The sequence below is a fragment of the Rummeliibacillus sp. NPDC094406 genome (assembly GCF_044763875.1).
In the GTDB taxonomy this organism is placed as follows: Bacteria; Bacillota; Bacilli; order Bacillales_A; family Planococcaceae; genus Rummeliibacillus.
Genome location: NZ_JBIWGZ010000001.1, coordinates 956,220 through 972,494, shown reverse-complemented (window position 1 = coordinate 972,494; position 16,275 = coordinate 956,220). Strand labels below are relative to the sequence as shown.

The 16,275-nt window shown below is 32.7% G+C and carries 19 protein-coding genes; 16 read left to right on the top strand and 3 right to left on the bottom strand.

The genetic code is table 11. The features are described from left to right. Positions 1-201 (bottom strand): hypothetical protein (locus tag ACIQ4I_RS04690; RefSeq protein WP_403093306.1); only part of this gene is annotated, 201 nt, incomplete at its 3' end. Positions 202-678: 477 nt separating this feature from the next. Next, positions 679-2,106: a serine hydrolase domain-containing protein gene (locus ACIQ4I_RS04685; RefSeq protein WP_403093304.1), complete on the bottom strand. Its 1,428-nt coding sequence runs from the start codon at positions 2,104-2,106 to the stop codon at positions 679-681. A gap of 613 nt (positions 2,107-2,719) precedes the next feature. Here ACIQ4I_RS04685 and ACIQ4I_RS04680 point away from each other — a divergent pair. The 8 genes from ACIQ4I_RS04680 to ACIQ4I_RS04645 all read left to right on the top strand — a co-directional run bounded on the left by ACIQ4I_RS04680 (position 2,720) and on the right by ACIQ4I_RS04645 (position 9,398). After that, positions 2,720-3,139, top strand: coding sequence for a DUF4181 domain-containing protein (locus ACIQ4I_RS04680; RefSeq protein ID WP_403093302.1), 420 nt, complete (start codon positions 2,720-2,722; stop codon positions 3,137-3,139). Between the two features lie 173 nt (positions 3,140-3,312). Beyond that, entirely contained in the window at positions 3,313-3,531 is a 219-nt protein-coding gene (locus ACIQ4I_RS04675) for a hypothetical protein (protein WP_403093300.1), read from the top strand. Positions 3,532-3,710: 179 nt separating this feature from the next. Then, positions 3,711-4,694: a DUF2268 domain-containing putative Zn-dependent protease gene (locus ACIQ4I_RS04670; RefSeq protein ID WP_403093297.1), complete on the top strand. Its 984-nt coding sequence runs from the start codon at positions 3,711-3,713 to the stop codon at positions 4,692-4,694. Between the two features lie 412 nt (positions 4,695-5,106). Continuing rightward, positions 5,107-5,457, top strand: a complete 351-nt coding sequence (locus ACIQ4I_RS04665; protein ID WP_403093294.1) for a DUF3139 domain-containing protein — start codon at positions 5,107-5,109, stop codon at positions 5,455-5,457. Positions 5,458-5,803: 346 nt separating this feature from the next. Next, positions 5,804-6,769, top strand: coding sequence for an NAD(P)H-dependent glycerol-3-phosphate dehydrogenase (locus ACIQ4I_RS04660; protein WP_403093291.1), 966 nt, complete (start codon positions 5,804-5,806; stop codon positions 6,767-6,769). Between the two features lie 272 nt (positions 6,770-7,041). Beyond that, positions 7,042-7,683, top strand: a complete 642-nt coding sequence (bluB, locus tag ACIQ4I_RS04655) for a 5,6-dimethylbenzimidazole synthase (protein ID WP_403093288.1) — start codon at positions 7,042-7,044, stop codon at positions 7,681-7,683. Between the two features lie 196 nt (positions 7,684-7,879). Beyond that, positions 7,880-8,308 carry a hypothetical protein gene (locus ACIQ4I_RS04650; RefSeq protein WP_403093286.1) on the top strand — a complete coding sequence of 143 codons (429 nt, stop codon included), beginning with the start codon at positions 7,880-7,882 and terminating at the stop codon, positions 8,306-8,308. A 415-nt stretch (positions 8,309-8,723) separates the two neighbouring features. Beyond that, entirely contained in the window at positions 8,724-9,398 is a 675-nt protein-coding gene (locus ACIQ4I_RS04645) for an SOS response-associated peptidase (RefSeq protein ID WP_403093283.1), read from the top strand. Between the two features lie 146 nt (positions 9,399-9,544). Here the strand turns inward: ACIQ4I_RS04645 and ACIQ4I_RS04640 are convergent, their stop codons facing one another. After that, complete coding sequence (locus tag ACIQ4I_RS04640) at positions 9,545-9,958, bottom strand: 8-oxo-dGTP diphosphatase (RefSeq protein ID WP_403093281.1); 414 nt, start codon at positions 9,956-9,958, stop codon at positions 9,545-9,547. Positions 9,959-10,356: 398 nt separating this feature from the next. Here ACIQ4I_RS04640 and ACIQ4I_RS04635 point away from each other — a divergent pair, with 398 nt between their 5' ends. The 8 genes from ACIQ4I_RS04635 to ACIQ4I_RS04600 all read left to right on the top strand — a co-directional run bounded on the left by ACIQ4I_RS04635 (position 10,357) and on the right by ACIQ4I_RS04600 (position 15,814). After that, positions 10,357-10,572 carry a hypothetical protein gene (locus ACIQ4I_RS04635; RefSeq protein ID WP_403093280.1) on the top strand — a complete coding sequence of 72 codons (216 nt, stop codon included), beginning with the start codon at positions 10,357-10,359 and terminating at the stop codon, positions 10,570-10,572. A gap of 79 nt (positions 10,573-10,651) precedes the next feature. Further along, positions 10,652-11,266: a cysteine peptidase family C39 domain-containing protein gene (locus tag ACIQ4I_RS04630; protein ID WP_403093277.1), complete on the top strand. Its 615-nt coding sequence runs from the start codon at positions 10,652-10,654 to the stop codon at positions 11,264-11,266. Between the two features lie 202 nt (positions 11,267-11,468). After that, on the top strand, positions 11,469-11,906 hold the full coding sequence (locus ACIQ4I_RS04625) for a VOC family protein (protein WP_403093274.1): 438 nt from the start codon (positions 11,469-11,471) through the stop codon (positions 11,904-11,906). Positions 11,907-12,287: 381 nt separating this feature from the next. Beyond that, a complete protein-coding gene (locus tag ACIQ4I_RS04620) occupies positions 12,288-12,797 on the top strand; it encodes a peroxiredoxin family protein (protein ID WP_403093272.1) in 510 nt (169 codons plus the stop codon). A gap of 182 nt (positions 12,798-12,979) precedes the next feature. Further along, positions 12,980-13,258, top strand: a complete 279-nt coding sequence (locus ACIQ4I_RS04615) for a hypothetical protein (RefSeq protein WP_403093269.1) — start codon at positions 12,980-12,982, stop codon at positions 13,256-13,258. Positions 13,259-13,445: 187 nt separating this feature from the next. After that, positions 13,446-13,898 (top strand): HIT family protein, encoded by a 453-nt coding sequence (locus ACIQ4I_RS04610; RefSeq protein WP_403093266.1) that lies wholly within the window; start codon positions 13,446-13,448, stop codon positions 13,896-13,898. Beyond that, positions 13,891-14,703 carry a PP2C family serine/threonine-protein phosphatase gene (locus tag ACIQ4I_RS04605; RefSeq protein WP_403093263.1) on the top strand — a complete coding sequence of 271 codons (813 nt, stop codon included), beginning with the start codon at positions 13,891-13,893 and terminating at the stop codon, positions 14,701-14,703. Before ACIQ4I_RS04610 ends, ACIQ4I_RS04605 begins: the two co-directional genes overlap by 8 nt. A gap of 400 nt (positions 14,704-15,103) precedes the next feature. Beyond that, complete coding sequence (locus ACIQ4I_RS04600; RefSeq protein ID WP_403093260.1) at positions 15,104-15,814, top strand: DUF421 domain-containing protein; 711 nt, start codon at positions 15,104-15,106, stop codon at positions 15,812-15,814. Positions 15,815-16,275 lie beyond the last annotated feature (461 nt).

The following is a 16,275-nucleotide window of genomic DNA, read 5'->3' as shown; positions in this document are numbered from 1 at the left end:
ATTTTTTCTATAAACGTAATCTGCATTTTTATTTCCTAACGAATTACTAATAGAGTCCAAAATCAGCATAAAAATTCCAAATAAAATAAACGCCACAATGTAATGACCTAAGAAAAATAAAACAAACGCCGCAACCAATAGTAATATCATTAAAACAATTACCGAGACTTGTAATTTCCCCTTCTTCTTCTTATCATCCATATGTTCAACCTTCTATCAAATCGCCAATATTTTTCCGTATCTGTTAATTTGTTTTTAGTGGTTTATTTTACCATATATCTAATATTTACAATACCAGCCAGAATAAACCTTCTTCAACTAAACTGCCCCGTTAGCTTAATTACAGATTTCTCCTCTAGGCAATGTACTTTATTCATGAAAAGGGCCAGATTGTTGAATAACAGTCTTTTAAGAAATGTTATCTAACGACGCTTGTACAAAAATAATATTGTTGTTTAATTTACAATAAAGTCATTTGAAAAATAATATTAGTTGTTTAAAAATCCTTATTCCACGAACGGAGCAGGTTAGTGAAAGCAATAGTAATTAGGTTTGACTGGGAAAATTGTCGATGATATTAAAAAAGGCACCGAAGTGTCTTTTGTTTTTCAAATTAAGCATACCGATAAATTGAAATTTAATTACTTAACATTATGTTTATCTTGGGAGCTAGGTATTTTATCGGTGAGTGTATACAAACCATGTAATGCTTGCTGTAAATAATGCTGAAGAAATCAAAGCTGTAAGAACACTATATGTTTGCCAAATAAGTATCGTTGACCAATCGAAAGCACAGCACAGTATACCCAGGGCAATCGTAGCGATCAGGAAAATAACTGTTACGATTATTCTCTTTTTTGTCATTGGCTGCCGCTCATTCGTTTTCCTTCTGCGTAATCCTAAGAGAAATAGGAGAACGGCCAATAGGCAAAGAATAATAGTGATAGACGACAAAATGATATCCAAAAGCTGTGTGCCGCTTATTTCATATGACTGAGTTAGATTGCCGTCTAATATATCTTTAACTTTTAGTACCAGGTTTATATTGGTATTTGCGCCGTTGCTCAGCAAGCAGACGGCTTTTCGTTCATTTAGCAGTATGACTACTTCGGTTCTGAAATTTGGATTGCCCCCAGTGTGTTCTATAATCGTTTGGTCGGCGTTTACCGACCAGCCTGCCGCATAATACATATCGTTGACAGCCGAAACAGACATATCACCCCTATGTGATTTTTCGATAACCGTGTGAAATATTTCGGGTATGTCCTGCACAATACCCATCTGTATGCCCATCCAACGCGCCATATCTTTTGTATTAGAAATGATGTAGCCTGCGGGCTTATTCCCAGCATAATCCGGAGCTTTAAATGGAGTTGTCATAAAAAAGGAAGAACGGTAGCCCTGTGCCAACTGTCCAGTGGCTTGAGCATCTTCTTTATAAACATACGTCTGGTGAAGACCTAACGGCTGAAATACCTGTTCCCTCATAAAGTCTTCATAGCTTTGTCGCGACACAATCTCAATAACCAAACCCAATACGTCATAATTAACGGTTCCATAGTTATACTGTTCACCGGGAGGGAACGCCAATTCAGCATCTACGAGCATTTCCACAGTCTTTTGCAACATATCCGGTGTATTGCCTTGTGGAATACTTTGAGTATGCCTAATATTTGTTAGACCACTGGTATGGTGAAGAAAGTTATTTAGTGTAAGGCTTTGCATATCAACAGGTTTCCCTTGATACTTTAACGTAAACCAAGGTAAATATTTTTGGACAGGGTCAGTCATTGAGAGCAGCCCTTGCTCTTCCAACAGCATAATACCCATACCGGTAAAAGCTTTACTGACCGAGGCTAACTCATAGAGTGTATTTTCACTTGCAGACAACCCCTTATCACGGTCAGCATACCCTGAAGAAAAGTAGAACACTTCATCATCAGCAAGTATTGAGATTGACATTCCCGGCACACCTGATATACGAGAGGCATCATCTAGCAACGCTTGTATTGCCGCAGATTTCGAATCAGACAACGCATAACTTTGTGTTGCGAATCCTGAGAATAATATAAATATCGTGAATACAAAAACAATAATCTTTTTCATAAACTCTCCTTTTTGAAAAAATATAATAGAATAATATAAATAACCTACTTTTACAACTACTAAACTAAATTTTAATTTATCTTTCTATTCACCTATATAATATCAAGTAATTGTGAAGAGTTACACTTAACGAACAGATGCGTTAGTTCAATAAGAAAAACGATCTTCAACAATCGGGCCAGATTGTTGAGTAACAATAGTGAGGTATACATTGGTATGTCGCATCCGTATAAACAATTTGAAGTACACCTTTATGGGAGACCGTTTATAAAGGGATAGATGACCTTGTAGAAAAAAACGATATAGAAGAAACGACACGTAGAGAATACATAATCGGCTATCTTTGCAAGTTGATAAGTGAATCTGTAACCAAAAATAAATGATGATGATTGTTCCACAATCGGGTGCTATCCTTGATAAAAGTATAAGCGCTCATTTTTTATTAAAGGGCCATATAATTGAACACCAACTTCTTTATGAAGCTGTCAATTTATGTTAACATTTAGTCGGGATTGTAAATTAATGTGCCTAAACTATCGAGACAGGCTAGTTGAATACTTATACTTTTTTTAAACGCTAAGTTAGACATACAAAAAAACTGTAGGTGGATACGATGAATAATAATGGTTCTATAATAATTTTAATATTCATTGCTATATGTGTTGTCTTTTTTGCTTTTGATTTTTTTATGAGGAAGCTATTGAAAGTCGAGAACAAAAAGTGGTTTTCATATAATCATATCAATCATTTACATAAGATAGTAGATTGGGCGATTCGAATTACGTTTACGGTATTAATATTAGCGAGTACATTTTATCGAATTAATATAGATTCCACAGAAATTATCTGGTATTTAGATGTGTGGTTTATATTAACAATATTTATAATTATATCAGAGTCTGTCAGAGCCTTTATGGAATGGAAATATGAAACTAATCGTAAGACATATATTTTAACTATTTCTGAAATGGCACTCATGATTGTTGTATTAATTTCAATAGTGAAAACGAATTTTTTTAATTTATTAATCTAACGGGGCGTTAGTTAAAGAAGAATTCATGATTTTAGGTTTGGGAACTTATTATAGTTATTCAATTATCGGGCGCTTTTCTGTAACAGGGAACAGCGCTTATTTTCATTAAATGCCATTTAGTTGAAGGTAATCAGAAATGAATATGATTTACTGTATTGTAAGGAGGTGCATCAATGAGAAACGTAAGGGACGCTGCGGTCATAGCTTTGGCTATCATTTTCATCAAGTTAGTATTTAGACTGATTCCACCATCAAAGAGCTTCTTTAGCCTCTTTGAGGAGGGCATATGGGTTGGACTGGGAATTATTTTTACTTCTTACATAGTTATCTTCGTTATCGTTTTCCTGATACTTGTAATTAGAAGGCGTAAGGAAAAAGATGTAGAACGTTAACTTTTGCTTATTATCGCTATCAGAGGGCGCAATTCTTGAAAAAGAATTGTTCCTTCTTTAGCTAAAGGGCCATTAAATTGAATAAAGATTACTAATACATATTAATCGGGCGTTGACAGATTTTTGAATCCTTCTTCTTTGTTCAATCGTATAGCTGTTAAGATGATTGGGGGGATACGATGAAAAAAAGTATTATTTTCTTTTTAGTGACAGTGTTAATCCTAGTAGGGTGTCAAAATTCAACCTTAAAGGAAAGAGATCATAATTCATTAGACCCTGGACAGACAAACAACAAAGATTCTAATGATGCAGATGTAAATAGTGAAAAATACGTAACAACCACAAAGAATGAAAAGGGCCAGCTATTCCATGTGATTTCTGCCTATAAGTGGGTCAATCAGTATGTAGAAAAGACAAAAGATACGGACAGCGAAAGTGAACGTTCGGAGTTATGGAAGAAAATTGTAATGGATAACATTCAGGATCAATGTTTGAGCGGGGAGTATTCACACCTTGTGAAAGAATATGTTTCTACTCCACCAGGGAATTTGGAAAACTTAAAAAGGGACGTTGGAATACTAAACTCTTCAAATCTAGAAGAGGCTACAATTGAGGCATTAGAGGCATCAGCAAAAATACTTCCTGGTCCAGAAACAACTGTCTGTCTTTTACCACGGGGAGACAAAGTGAACTTTTTAGGGGTGAATTTAGATGCAGGGAAAATTTCAATTTTTAACTCTCCGTCCCAAAACGAGTCAATTTTAAAAAGCACAATAGCTCATGAATACCACCACAGCACCTGGACAGCAAAATACTCAGATAATTACAATTGGGATTTACTTGGTGATATTATATTCGAAGGGAAAGCAGAATATTTTGCTTCGTTAGTATTTGAACAATCTGTTGCAAATAATATGAATGCAGAGCAAGAAAAAAGGCTATGGAGTAAAGTTAAAGACTCACTTTATTCTACGAATAGAGACGAAATAAATACTGTACTATACGGAGGCAGAAATGATTTTCCGTACATTTATGGGTATCTTCTAGGCTATCAAATTGTTAGCGAGTATGTAGAAAATCATCCCGAGGCAACGACAGAAGAGTGGTCGAAATTATCGCCAAAGGAGCTTTACGAAAAAAGTGGATATGAGGATTCATTGTAACTGTTAGGCTTAACTACTAGTTTATAGTTTCGCATTTTGAAGTAATGTACTTAAAAAACATAGCGCTTTTCTGAAATAAGGAAAGCGTCTTTTCTTCATGAAAAGGGCCAGCGTGTGGATTAACATATTTCCTTATTCAACTAATGGATGCGTTAGTTGAATAAAAATTAAGTGATATTATGAGTGAGGTCAGATTTAAGTTATTTCATTAAAAGGGCGCTATCCTTGAAAAGGATAAGTGCTCATTTTTCATTTAAGGGCCAGATTAATGAATAACATTCTTTTATGAAAAGTTACCAAACGACGCTTTGGAACATATGTATTTTAACTGAAGATTAGTGGAAGAGGTGTTTTTAGAAGTATGTTGAAATAGTTAATATATGGAGATAATTCAGTTCAATTTGTTGGGAGAGTGATTTCAATAAAAAAATTTCTAATTACCTTGTCTATTATACTAATATTAATTTCTTCAATTTTTTTGTATATTCAATTAAAAAAACAGTTATCCGCTAATACAGTAATGGATTATTTAATTGAAGAAAAAGGCTATGAGGAATCAGAAATAATAACTCTTGAAAGCAAGTGGAACTTTTTTGGCATACCCAAGTATCATGTAGAAGTGACTTTTAAAAACGAACCAAATGTCGTCTATCTTTATTTCGCTAATGATTTAAAAGGGCAGTTCGAATATTATGTGATTGATGGGGAAACGATTCCTCCCGAGGATTTAAAAAATTACGATCCTACGACAAATGCAAATTAAAAGAGTAAAACCTAAAAGACCTTTTGTCAATTTAATTGATTTCGCAGCAATCAATAAAATTACGAACTGTATTGCCGGGTATTCTTATTCAACAAACGGGCGCTTTTCTAAAATAAGAGTAGCGTCTTTTTTCTTGAATAACGCTTTTAAAAAAAGCCTGTATATTTATGAGAATGTTATTGTGGAGTTTGTGAAGATATAAATATAAACTATAGGGCAGTTTAATTGATGAAGGAATTTTGTTTAGTTAGTCGAATATAAACTTGGGTGTCCTTAAAAATAGTGGAACCCCCTTAATTTGGAAAGAAATTAATAATTAGATTATGAAATGATGAAGGAGAAAATAATGAACATTTCAGTTTTAGGATGTGGTCGATGGGGAACCTTTATGGCTTGGTACGTCAATAAAGTTGGCCATAATGTAATGCTATGGGGAAGGGAAAGTTCAAAGAATTTTATAGGATTAAAAGAAACTAGAAAAAATGATTATCTGTCATTGCCAAATACTATAGAATTAAATAGTTCATTGGAGAAAGCAACTTCATTTGCAGAAATAATAATCATTTCAATCAGTGCTCAAGAATTACGGTCATTTGCTAAACAATTAAGCTTATTAAAAGGAATACAAAACAAAATATTCATTTTATGCATGAAAGGACTTGAAGCCTCTAGTGGAAAAAGACTTTCTCAAGTATTTAGTGATGAGGTCGGAAGAAGTATAAATTTAGCAGTTTGGGTAGGGCCAGGACATGTACAAGATTTTGTAAATGATATTCCGAATTGTATGGTTATTGGTTCTGAAAATGTTGAAATAACAAAAATGATTGTTCAAGAGCTTAATAGTGATTTAATCAGGTTTTATTATGGTCAAGACCTTATTGGTAATGAAATAGGTGCTGCAACAAAAAATGTTATGGGAATTGCAGCAGGTATGTTAGATGGATTAAGTTATAGCAGTTTAAAAGGTTCACTTATGGCTAGAGGGACAAGAGAAATTTCTCGTCTAGTAAGATCAATGGGTGGAAATGATTTGACGATTTATGGTTTAAGTCATTTAGGAGATTATGAAGCAACATTGTTCTCAATGCACAGTCATAATAGGAAATTTGGACAAGCATACGTTGAAGGTGAAGGGTTCGGAAAACTGGCGGAAGGCGTTTCTACAGTTAAGGCATTAAGGAAATTATCTATACAGTATGGTGTAGAACTTCCAATCTGTAATGCCTTATATGAGATTTTATTTGAGAAAAAAAATGCAAAAGAAACATTAGAAGATTTATTCTTAAGACCTGTAAAATTTGAGTTACAATAAAATACTAATAAAATATCTTGTTCTACCAATGCATTATAATCAGAAGAATTGATTGATTTGGGATAGAATCCATATTTTATTTCTTCCATTAAAGGGCGCAATTCTGTAGCAAGAATTGTGCTTTTTTTATGTTAAGGGCCAGATTGTTTAATAAAAATTTTAAAACAAAGTGGATATTGTGAAGGTTTATATTGGAACTATTGGGCAGAATAGCGAAAAATGCTTTATATTAAAGATAGATATTTTTAATAAAGTAGAGGGAGAGAGCTTTTATGTTTTCTAATGAAGAAAGAGATTCTATTTATAAAGTTATTTATAACAGGAGAGATATTCGAAGTTTTTTGTCAACTCCTATACCCGAAAATACGATATATAAAATATTAAACGCTGCACATCATGCACCTTCAGTAGGATTTATGCAACCTTGGAACTTTATTTTAATTTCCTCTGACGAAGTAAAAGAAAAATTAGCTTGGGCGGCAGAAAAAGAAAGAAAAGCATTAGCTATCCATTATGATGGGGAAAAAGAAATGAAATTTCTTGATTTAAAAATTGAGGGCTTAAAAGAAGCTCCTATAACTATTTGTGTAACATGCGACCCTACAAGAGGAGGCTCCCATGTATTAGGACGAAATTCAATTCCTGAAACAGATATTTTATCAACAGCATGTGCTATTCAAAATATGTGGTTAGCATCTTGTGCTGAAGGATTGGCAATGGGATGGGTAAGTTTTTATAAAAAGAATGATATTCGAGATATTTTAGAAATACCACCACATATTGACCCTATTGCTCTTATATCTATTGGTTATACTAATGACTACCCGGATAAACCCATTTTGGAATTAGCTAATTGGGAAAAAAGACGTTCACTAGAACATCTTATTTTCGAAAATAAATGGGGAAAAAACTAAAGGTTTATTAAAGTAACCAATAGCTTTAGTAAAATTACCGGAGAAGTCATTTATGCATTTCTTTCGTATTTTCTATATTCCACAATCGGGCGCTTTTCTGAAAATAAGAATAGCGTCTTTTTTCAATTAAACGGTGATTATAAATAGGAATAAAGAATATAAAAATGGTAGTATTTGAGTTACAGGGGGAGTGTAAATGAGTAAAACTAAAGTTGGCTTTTCTGTTTTATTAATCATCGTTCTAGCATTTACAGGTTTTTATTATGCCAACGCTTTAAAAACGGAATCTTTAGCTAATGATATTTTAAAAAATGTTAATTTTGATAAAGTTAAAGCAGACTTTGTATATGATAGACAAACTGATATCATACAAGATTTTGATAAAAATGAATCAGAAAAAATTATGCAAATTTTTAAAAAAGTTGAACTAAAGGGAGTTATAAAGACTCCAAAAACAAAAAATGATTATTTAGTATACGTCGGCGGGAGTGGCGGTTCATTCCAATTTGAAGTATCGGATGATGGTTTTGTACGTCTCGATAAAACATTGAGTAAATATTATAAATTTGTTGATAAAAAGTTACTTGATGATTTATTAAAAATTATTAAAAAGCAATACCCATAATAGTATTTCCAGAACACATTACTTATTTGATGGCACAAGATGTATGGGGTTTATATGTAAGAGGAATATAATAAAAAAATTAAGTAAGATTTTTGACTGATGGATGGTTTACCTTAATAAGGTCTTCGAAAATAGTCTTCAACAATCGGCGCGATTTTTGAATAGAAAATGATCAAACTTATTTATAAAACCGATATTTAAATCTTTTGGATATGAATCTATTTTGATCAATCTTTTTTTCAAAATGGATTCTTTTTTATTTATCGTAAGATACTGGTTTGTGGGGTGGTTTAAATCAAACTTTATTTCAAGGAAGTAATAAGATGAAATGCATAATAAGAGTGCTGATAATTTGACCTGTAAACAATAGGCTGTTTAAACTTAGGTTAATCTATGTAAAAAGGGGGCTTCAATTATGTGTGGTCGATTTTCACTATTTACCCCATATGAACAAATCATTGAAGAATTCGATATACAACAAGCATTTGATGAAGATTATTATATGGAAAGCTATAACATTGCGCCTACACATAACATTGTTTCTATAATCAATGATGGGGCAAAAAATCGCATGGGATATTTAAAATGGGGCCTTATTCCATCTTGGGCCAAGGACAACAGAATGGCTTCTAAGATGATTAATGCACGTTCTGAAACAGTAGATGAAAAACCTAGCTTTAAAAAGGCTTTTCAACAAAGACGTTGTATCATCCCAATGGATTCATTTTTTGAATGGAAACGTGAAGGAAAAGCGAAAATCCCAATGCGTATAAAAATGAAGGATGATTCGTTATTTGGAGTCGCTGGATTATGGGATACTTGGAAATCTCCCGCTGGTGAAGCAATACATACATGTACTATTTTAACAACGACACCAAATGAATTAATGATAGATATCCATGATAGGATGCCTGTTATTATACCTGAATCGTCTCAAGCAATTTGGCTTAATCCAAATGTCCATGATAATAAGCAATTAAAAACATTGTTAGTCCCATACCCTGCAGAAAATATGATGGCATATGAAGTATCAAATAAAGTAAATTCACCTAAAAATAACTCAGAAGAGTTAATAAAACAAAGTAGCTAATAGGGGTTCTGACGTCAAAACGCTGATATTGGACGCTAAGCAAATCTAAACATAAAAAAGTCAAATTCCCGTAAGCTGCGAATCCGACTTTTTTAGATTGGCTTGTTCTACTAAAGCACTCATTAACTTCTATTTCCCGTTAGATTTTATTGCCATATTAATCGACCAGGGGTATGTTCATTCCAAATACCAAATCCTTCTGAATGCTTTTTATCTAAAAACATTGGTAATCTTTCCTTCATTCCTTCTGCAAGATTAAGTGTAGATAACTCATTTTTATGTACCCAAAATATACTACCTTCCTCTGTTTTATCTAGCAGCTCTCCATTATATACTTCTGTCCTATAATTAAAAACAAAAAATTTTTCACCAGTTTCATTATTAAACCAATAAATAACTCCACATGATTCTAAATTAGAAATTGTTAATCCTGTTTCCTCTTTTACTTCTCTTATAACGGAATCAATTAGACTTTCCCCATCCTCCACATGTCCTCCAGGAAATGAAATTCCTTTCCAAGATTTAATTCTATCTTGATGTATCAGCCGCAGCAACCACATGTAACAATTGGAATTGTAGCTTTTGAAATAAGTTTGATAATTTGTAATATAGTTTGATCAAAATCCTGATGTGATAATGCAGAATTATTTCTTGTTCAGCAATCGGGCCAGATTATTGAATAACATGATAAATTGTATAGTGAAGATTGTGAGGAATTCACTTAAACTAACGAAGTATTTAGTTGAAGAAGGAGAAAGACGAAAGTATCTATAAGAAAAACAAAAATAGTTTAATGTGGTATAATTGTAAATATATTCTTTATATAGTAAATATAACTGTTAATGGAGAATAGCAATTGCTTTAAATAAGGGGATTTAAAATAATTGGTATATAACTAAACAGTAGTTTGGTATGGGATCAATCCTATTTTTTATAATAGATAAGAGGAGTGAAGGGAATGAAAGAAAATCTAAAAATTGCTTGGATAACTTCATGGTTTGCACTTGTGGGGCAGTTAGCAATTTTCATAGGAGTGGCGATATTCACAACAAATTGGCTGTTTGTAATGTGGAGTTTTATGGTGAGTATGATTGTAGGGGTTCCTAGTATGATTAATACTTGGCGAGCACAGAAAAAAGCGAACAGCAATAAAAACAACGGAGCTGTCTTTTAAGACGACCTTTTTTATTGAACTAAACCAAGGACTTAGAATATTGTTTCGATATGGACGCAAAGCAATGGGGGGAAGTAGTATGTTTTTAGTTAGAACAGTTATTTTATGGATTATTATATCAACTATCATAAATGCATATTTAATGACATTACCCATACCTGTTTTACGTAAAAGAGATTATCCGGCTAACTATCTAATTAAACGAAATAATAGGATAGATATACAAAAGAATAGGGAATGTGCAGCATTTTCAACAGCATATGTGTTGCGTCATTTTGGAATGGAGGCCGATGGTGAAGAGTTATATACTAATTTCCCTAGTAAAGTGAGGTCAGGCAATGTATATCCAAAGGGAATCCGTACGGTGTTAAGAAAAAAGGGATTTAAAACAAACTATTATAAAGGAAATATAAATACATTAAAGTACGAAGTTAGTAAAGGAACTCCCGTAATTGTTTTTATTAAAGTACATAAGGATAGTAATGATTTGCATTTTGTCCCTGTCGTAGGATATGACAAGGAGTATTTTTACCTTTCAGAATCATTAAGGCAACTGGTGAATTGTAATGATGATAACAATAGCTATAATCGAAAAGTTCCTATTAATGAATTTAGGAAATTATGGAATATAAAAAACATTAATATGCTTCTTTATAGCAATACTTATATAACCGTAGACGCCACACAGAGCTAAAATTAATGACGAAGAATTTTATCTGGATACATGGGGGAAAAATAACAAAAATTGAAGGAGTCTTATTAGTCTTCAATATTCTGGAACTTTTGTTGAAGATATTTTTACTCTGGCTAGTTGTGCTAACGGGTGCTTAAAGCAATCGAGAAGAAATCTTCAGGAGACATATGTGATAAACTTAGGAAAATTGGAGGTATGAGATATGAAAATCCATAGAATAGATCATGTGGGTGTAATCGTAAATGATCTTCCTGCCGCTAAAGCCTTTTTTCTTAACCTTGGACTTGAAGTGCTAGGGGAAACAGAAGTGAAAGGAGAGTGGGTGGAACGAATAATTGGGCTTACTGATGTTAGAGAAACAGTTGTATGGTTAGGGATGCCAGACGGCCAGACAACTTTGGAGCTGGTCAAATTCCATACGCCGTCAGATGAAAAAGGTATTCAGCAATCTTATGCAAATACCTTGGGTATCCAGCATATTGCATTTGCTGTTGAAGATATTGAATCAGTTGTTGCCAAATTGAAAAATAAAGGCGCAGAACTTTTTGGTGAGATACAAAACTACGAAAACGCTTATAAGTTATGCTACGTTCGTGGACCAGAGGGAATTATTTTAGAGTTGGCGGAGCAAATCAAGTAAATTAAGGATATTTCATAGGTATCCGGCCGATAATTGATGAGCTTTGACATACTGCCAGTGAAATATGTAATCACGTCGATAAAGTTAATCCGCAATCGGGCACTATCCTTGAATTGAGGATAAGCGCTCATTTTTCATTTAAGGGCTATATTGTTGAAAAACCGAATTAAGTCAGAAATAAAGGTGCAATTTGTAAAATTAAATCACTTAAGCAGATAAAATGAAAAAGAGAAATTTCTTGTTAAGGTTTAATTGATATGAAAAAGGAGATAATGACAAAGATAACTACATTGCACGAAGAAATTAATGCTAATTTGTAATTTATCTTACATTAAAACTAAAATACAAAATAAAACAAAAAAGTACAAACGGAGGAAAAGTATGGCTACATTTAATTTAGGTGACAAAGTACCCGATTTCACACTTCCAACAACTAATGGTGAAAAATTCTCTTTTGTATCTCATCAAAATCAGCATAGAAGTTGGCATCTCATTATCTTTTTCAGAGGATCATGGTGTCCAGTTTGTAATCATGACTTAAAAGAGCTTGAAGAAAGCAAAAGTTTTTTTGAAGGCAAGAATGTACATCTTATTTCAATTTCAACAGATCAATTGGATAATTTAAAGGAAATGGTTGATAAGAATAACCTTACCTTTACTGTTTTAGCTGATGAAGATTTAAAGACATTAAAAGCATATGATGTTTTTTATCATGATGAAGATGCTCCATATGAGGATCATGGCACGCATGGAGAGCCAGCTTATTTCCTTGTTGATGAAAATGGACAACTTCTATATCAACAGAGACAAACAAGTCCATTTGGGCGCCCGTCATCTACTGAACTTCGCAAGATTGTCCAATATATTGGAAAAAATTTAAAGACAAATTAATAATTATAAATGTTATTCAACATAAGGGCGCTTTTCTGAATAAGGAGAGCGTCTTTCTTCATGAGTAAGGTCAATTTAATGGAGGAAGTCAAGATAAATTGAATCCTTATGGTAATGCTAGTGTGGTGTTTGTGAAATATTGTACATAAACTATAGAGAATAGGTCAGGAGGAGGTTAAATTATGGATAAGAGAAAAGTAGGAAGTATATTAGGTGTTTTATCCGTATTATCAGCGATAATCAGTATAATTATTTTCTATACAACAAGAGGGCCAAATGTTGATATTTATTTTCTAATTGAAATTTTTAGCATCTTATCAATTATTGGTTTTTTATTTGCCATATTCTCTTGGTTGATGTCTAAACGTATAATTTTTTTAATTATTGGAGTAATAGGGAACGGGTTCGTTTTGGTTTGCACATTTTTCTTATTATTAGCAATGGGAATTAGTGAACCATAACTCTTTAACGACAAAGATTAGGTATAACAGATAAACAGTTTTCTTTAAAAAATATAATTTATTTGAGATAACATCACCATACTTGGTGGTGTTTTTTTGAATTTAAATAGTAATATTTAGAAAATTATACAAATACAATACTATTTGCATTATAATTCTATAAATACTTAAAAAGGGGGTAATTCAAATGAATGACTGTTTTATTTGTAATAAACACGCTGGGAATATTGAAACTTCTGGAGTTATGATTTATGAAGATGAATATTTGTATGTGGGGCACATTGATAGAAATGGTAAACCCAACTATTTAGGTCATATTATGATTGACCTAAAAAGACACGTACCGACACTTGCCGAAATGAAAGTAGAAGAAGCAAAAGCATTCGGTGTCATTATGTCTAGAGTTAGTAAAGCACTAAAAGATTCAGAAAACGCTGAGCATATCTACTCGCTTGTTTCGGGGAATTCTGTTCCGCACCTTCATATGCACCTAGTTGCTCGTTATCCTAATACACCAAAAGAACATTGGGGACCAATGGAGGTTTACGATTGGGAAGATGCACCTTTGGGTGAAAATAATGAGGTTATTGAACTTTGTAATCGTCTTAAAACATATTTAGAGAATAATCAATATGAATAATAATTTCAAAGATTTTAGTTGGGTTGGTAGTCAAGAAAACTTCGTGGATAAAGTAATAATCCAGTATTTAAATCATATAATTGTGGGACGATATGGTGGGAATTCGAATGCAGGGCAATATAAGAATGAAGATGGATGTCTAGTATGGTTTAACGAAAAAGAAGATTGGGAGTTCGTTATTGCTTTAGATGCACATAACACAGCCGAGAGTGCCGAAAGAGTATTAGGATTGTTTGAAAATGAAAAGGCTCAAATAAAGCATTTATTATCTATGGCGACAACTCAAAAAACTTTTAAGATGCTAGAAGAAAAGATATTAAGTATGTTTCAATCAAGGGAATTCTTATCTACTTGCAGAAATATGAAAGGAGAAACTGCTTGTTTAATTGTTGTTAGAAAAGATAAATATATTTGGTGGTTTTCTGTTGGGGACTGCGTTCTTTATTTATTTCACCCAGAATTATCTGCATTAGGTCAATACCAAATAAATCAAAGACAATTCTATGAATGGATAGGACAAGTCAATACTTTTGAACAAGAAGTACCTTGTTACAGTGTGGGGATAAAAGAGTTAAGACAAGGAGAAAATTGCCTTTTTCTGACCACAGATGGTCTAATTGAATGTCCTAATGAACCATATTCAAAACCAAAAAACATTTATAATTCTTTCGTTAATTCTAAGGATGAAGAAAGTATTAAAACAATGTTTCAAAACATCCGAGAAAACAATGTACGAGATAGCACTACCATAATTTCTTGGAAAGTAAATATTTTAAAGGAAGTTACTATACCAAGTAATCAATAAGCGAACTACTGATTGGTATGCTAAATGCTTTACAAAAGAGGTGCGAATTGCACCTCTTTTTCTAATGCTAATTTAAGTTTTCTCCCAGTGGACCGAATCCATAACCAATAAAGGAAGGGCTTTTCTTACTCCACAAAACCAGGTAATCGTTAGTTTTTGAATAAATGTTCTTAGTTAAACTGCTTAACATCTGTTATGGCTACAGGTGACTAAACCGTATCAGTTACAGGTCTTTCAGAAGCGGATCTAACAGGTTCTAACAATAAAACGAGTTTGGTTCCATTTTTTTAACCATACCCGTTTTCGAGATTATTAAGAGCCTATCCTTAAAATAAAGGTTTAGAAAGGGAGAAAAAGTAAAGTCTATTAGTAAAAGAACAAAGTTAAATGAGGTGTTAAAATGCCTGAACATTTTGAGGTTGTTTTGAGGTCAATCACTTCTTTTGGACTGTTACTAATAGGCACGCGAATACTAGGTAAACAAACGATCTCTCAAATGACGATGTTTGATTTTGTTGCAACCATTTCTTTAGGAGCCATTGCAGCGAACTTAGCCTTTAATACATCTATAAAAGCACATCATATTATCCTAGCATTTGTCATTTATGTCATTATAATTTTTACGATTGCTGTCATTTCCTTAAAAAGTAGGAAAGGCAGAAAGTTTTTAGCTGGTGACCCGACGGTTGTTATTCAAAACGGAAAAATACTAGAGAAAAATATGAATAAGATGCGCTATACGTTAGATTATTTAAATCAACAATTAAGGGAAAAGGACGTCTTTAATATTGAAGAGGTACTGTTTGCGATTATAGAGACAAATGGGACATTAACAGTCTTAAAAAAGCCTCAATTCAGAAATGTAACTAGACAAGATTTAATGATACCGATAACTCCTGAAATTAATTTACCAATTGAACTTATTATGGATGGAGAGGTAATAATGGAAAATCTAGAACAGAATAACTTAACGGAATCATGGTTACATTCGGAATTAAAGAGACGTAACTTAGTTCAAGATGATGTATTATATGCAGTCCTGTCCGGTAATGGAAATATGTATGTTGATACATATGAGAATCATATTCATTCGCCAATTGATAAAGAATAAATGATTTTTATACAAGGATTATGAGCATACAAAATTACGGAAAGTCCTTTGGATTTAGTTGATGAACTAGTTGAAAATGAAGATTTAGATGAATTAACAAGGAGGGAGTATATTGTAGGGTATCTTTGTACAAATTTGATTAAAAACAAAATTTTAAGTGAAAATGACTGATAATAGTAATAGAATTCTATGAAGATAAGTGCTTTTTACGATATGTTAAGTCCTAAAAGATTTTAATCCACGATTATTAATGCTACCGTTCCTAATTTCGGTGGGCATTTGATTTGTAGTTTCATTATTTTTAATCCATTAACTGTGCTTTTTCAGTAAACAAATAAGAAAAATCTCGTAACTAAAGTAACGAGGTTTTTCTCAACTTTTTTAGGGAGAATGCTTAGTCATCAAGATAGAGGATATTTCGAAAGAATTTTTGATAATAATTGCTATACATGCTACTTAAT